4 protein-coding genes are annotated in these 2,908 nt (G+C 29.6%); all 4 read right to left on the bottom strand.

Annotation, left to right across the window (positions count from 1 at the left end; genetic code table 11):
* Nucleotides 1-180 precede the first annotated feature (180 nt).
* The 4 genes from rpsI to EDD60_RS15905 all read right to left on the bottom strand — a co-directional run bounded on the left by rpsI (nt 181) and on the right by EDD60_RS15905 (nt 2,743).
* Nucleotides 181-573: a 30S ribosomal protein S9 gene (gene rpsI / locus EDD60_RS15920; RefSeq protein ID WP_066447654.1), complete on the bottom strand. Its 393-nt coding sequence runs from the start codon at nt 571-573 to the stop codon at nt 181-183.
* 15 nt (nt 574-588) lie between these two features.
* Nucleotides 589-1,026: a 50S ribosomal protein L13 gene (rplM, locus tag EDD60_RS15915; protein WP_066447650.1), complete on the bottom strand. Its 438-nt coding sequence runs from the start codon at nt 1,024-1,026 to the stop codon at nt 589-591.
* Nucleotides 1,027-1,134: 108 nt separating this feature from the next.
* Entirely contained in the window at nt 1,135-2,274 is a 1,140-nt protein-coding gene (locus tag EDD60_RS15910) for a hypothetical protein (protein ID WP_066447648.1), read from the bottom strand.
* Complete coding sequence (locus EDD60_RS15905) at nt 2,267-2,743, bottom strand: RNA polymerase sigma factor (protein WP_066447645.1); 477 nt, start codon at nt 2,741-2,743, stop codon at nt 2,267-2,269. Before EDD60_RS15905 ends, EDD60_RS15910 begins: the two co-directional genes overlap by 8 nt.
* Nucleotides 2,744-2,908 lie beyond the last annotated feature (165 nt).

Raw genomic sequence — 2,908 nt, 5'->3', positions numbered from 1 at the left:
AAATTGTTGCTTATTTGTTGCTTATTTTCCACCAACTGAGCCACTTTTTCCAAATTTTATAGCACTTCTCCCACTTTTTATGAAAATTCATAAAATCACTGAATATGAAAAAAAGCCCTTAAATAAAGGCTTTTTCTCGTTTTTGTAGTTTTCTTTTGCTCTCTTAAGAAACAATAATAACTATCTCTTAGAGAATTGTGGTGCTCTACGTGCAGCTTTAAGACCGTATTTCTTACGTTCTTTAACACGTGCATCACGAGTTAATAATCCTGCAGCTTTTAATACTGGTCTATAATCAGAACCAGCTTCTACTAAAGCTCTTGAAATACCATGACGGATAGCACCAGCTTGTCCAGTGTATCCACCACCATAAACATTTACAGTCACATCAAACTTACCAGCTGTTCCAGTTAATTCTAGTGGTTGGTTGACGATCATTAATAATACATCAGATGGTAAATATTCTTTTGCTTCTCTACCATTGATGACGATTTTTCCTGCACCTGGTGTTAAAATAACACGTGCTACTGAAGACTTTCTACGTCCAGTCCCTCTGTATTGTACATTAGCCATTTATCTCTCGTCCTCCTATCCCTTAATTTTTAACTCAACTGGTTTTTGTGCTGCGTGTGGATGTTCACTACCAGTGTAAACAAATAATTTCATCCCTTGTTTTCTTCCAAGTGTGTTATGAGGTAACATACCTTTAACAGCTGCTTCTACAAATCCTGTAGGATTTGACTCTTGGAATTGGCGAGCAGTTTTAGTTTTTAAACCACCTAACCATCCAGTGTGATGATAGTATTTTACAGTATCTAATTTTTTACCAGTCATCACTACTTTTTCTGCATTAATGATAATGACATAATCACCAGTATCTACATGTGGTGTATAAGTTGGTTTATGTTTTCCTCTTAATACAGTTGCTACTTCTGATGCTAAACGACCTAAAGTTAAACCTTCAGCATCAACTACGTACCATTTACGTTCAATTGTGGCTTCTTTAGCCATAGTTGTTTGTCTCATTTTTAATCCTCCTGTAGTTTCCGGGGCTACAAACGTTAAAATAAGGCACTTTCTATTATAGCAATATCGCTGATTTTGTCAACATAAATTTGATCTTGTTAGGACTTATTAAGAAAATATATTTTGAAAAGACATAATATAGTAATCTTGAGTATTATTGATAATGAGATATTGGTTATCAACAACGAAATACTCTAAATATTCTTCTTTACCAAAATATTCTAAAACCTTATACTTTTGTTCTTTAAAATCAACAAATACAATTTTTTTGACAAGAAACGAGTCAAAGATAATATACCTATTTTGATAAATCGAATAGCGATAGTTTTCTAAATTTTCATTTATTTTTAATTTTTTACCATCGATATGATTATGCAGTGTTGTTTGTTGATCATAAAAGTCTACTGTAAATGATGAAGGTGCTGGGTACAAACAAGTTTCATTTAAACTCTTAGCTTCTAATGTTTCTAAATTAATAATAACTGTTTCTTCACCATCATCATAAGTAATTAAATTATGTTCACCAAAAAAATCATATTCTTCATTATGAGCATATGGATTTATCTCATTTATTTTTTTCTCTGTATGCTTATCTGTATTATAAACCGTCCAATATTTATCATTCTTATTAATTAATATATACTTCCGATTTGGTGATATAGCAAAGTTAACTGAATCGTGGTCACTTGTTATTTCTAACACCTCTCCAGTTTTCATGTTAAGAGAACATAAATTGTTGTCAGTTGAACCAAAATAAATAAGTTCATCTTTCATTAAATGTAAACTATATGCAAAGAAACCTTTTTCATTAAATGTAAAGATTTGATTTTGATAACGAACATAATCAAAAGAATAATCTTGCAATTTATATTTTCCTTGCTTATGCATCACTTCTTTTTTTACAAATTTACCATCTATGAATACATATACTTCATCAACAATTTTTAAATTATTCTTTTCATGATAATAAACTAGAAACTTACCATCTAATTCCCACATCTTATCTTCTTGCATTTGTGGAATACATTCTATTTTTTCACCTTGAAATTGTTCTTGTAACCATGATCTAAATTCTTCATTATAAGCATAAACAATTCCAAAAGAAGAAAAGATAAGTACAAGACAAATACCAAGCATGACAAAGTGCGATGCTATAGAATAGTGATTTTTAAGAGAGGCTTGTTCAAAATTAATAGTTTTCCAATCATCAGGCGTTTTGATATTATCAAATTCATTAAATTTATTCATAATAGTCACCTACCTCTTTTTTTAATAATTCCCTACCTCTTTTTAAATGTGATTTTACAGTATTCTCATTCATATTTAACATTTCTGCTATTTCAAAGGTTTTATAGCCTTCATAGTAATGTAAATAAAGAACATTCTTATATTTATGAGGAAGTTTTAAAACACTTGGTAAAAGAATCAATTGCTCTTGATGTTGACAAACAATAACATCATCGATATCCATTGTTCTTTTATAGAAAAGTTTTTGAAAGTTTTTACATTCATTAATAGTAACTCTTATTAACCAAGCTTTTAAATGTTCTTCACTTTCAAATGTATTCTGATATTGATAAAGTTTGATAAATACGTTTTGAAAACAATCTTTTGCATCTGCACTATTTCGTAAGTTTAAAATACTAATTCGTGTAACCATATCACTATATTTTATAAAAGCTTCTTCAAATTTATAATGCCCTTCTCTATCTTGCATAATCATTTCTCCCCTCACCTATAATACAATTTAAACTTACAAATAGTTGCAAAAAAAAGAAGAAAATTTCGACTATTTAAAATTTAACGTGGTTTGAACTGACTACACATTATCGTGTGGTCTTTTTCTATTCTCCAATATTCTAGCTATAATTATTTATGGGGT

Origin of the sequence: Longibaculum muris, assembly GCF_004343035.1 — a bacterium.
Classification (GTDB): domain Bacteria; phylum Bacillota_I; class Bacilli_A; order Erysipelotrichales; family Coprobacillaceae; genus Longibaculum; species Longibaculum muris.
This window is presented reverse-complemented; position numbering and strand designations above follow the sequence as displayed.

Coding starts and splice junctions, on each gene's coding strand:
- EDD60_RS15910 (WP_066447648.1), bottom strand. CDS start 2,274: ATGAATAAATTTAATGAATTTGATAATATCAAAACGCCTGATGATTGG.
- rpsI (WP_066447654.1), bottom strand. CDS start 573: ATGGCTAATGTACAATACAGAGGGACTGGACGTAGAAAGTCTTCAGTA.
- EDD60_RS15905 (WP_066447645.1), bottom strand. CDS start 2,743: ATGCAAGATAGAGAAGGGCATTATAAATTTGAAGAAGCTTTTATAAAA.
- rplM (WP_066447650.1), bottom strand. CDS start 1,026: ATGAGACAAACAACTATGGCTAAAGAAGCCACAATTGAACGTAAATGG.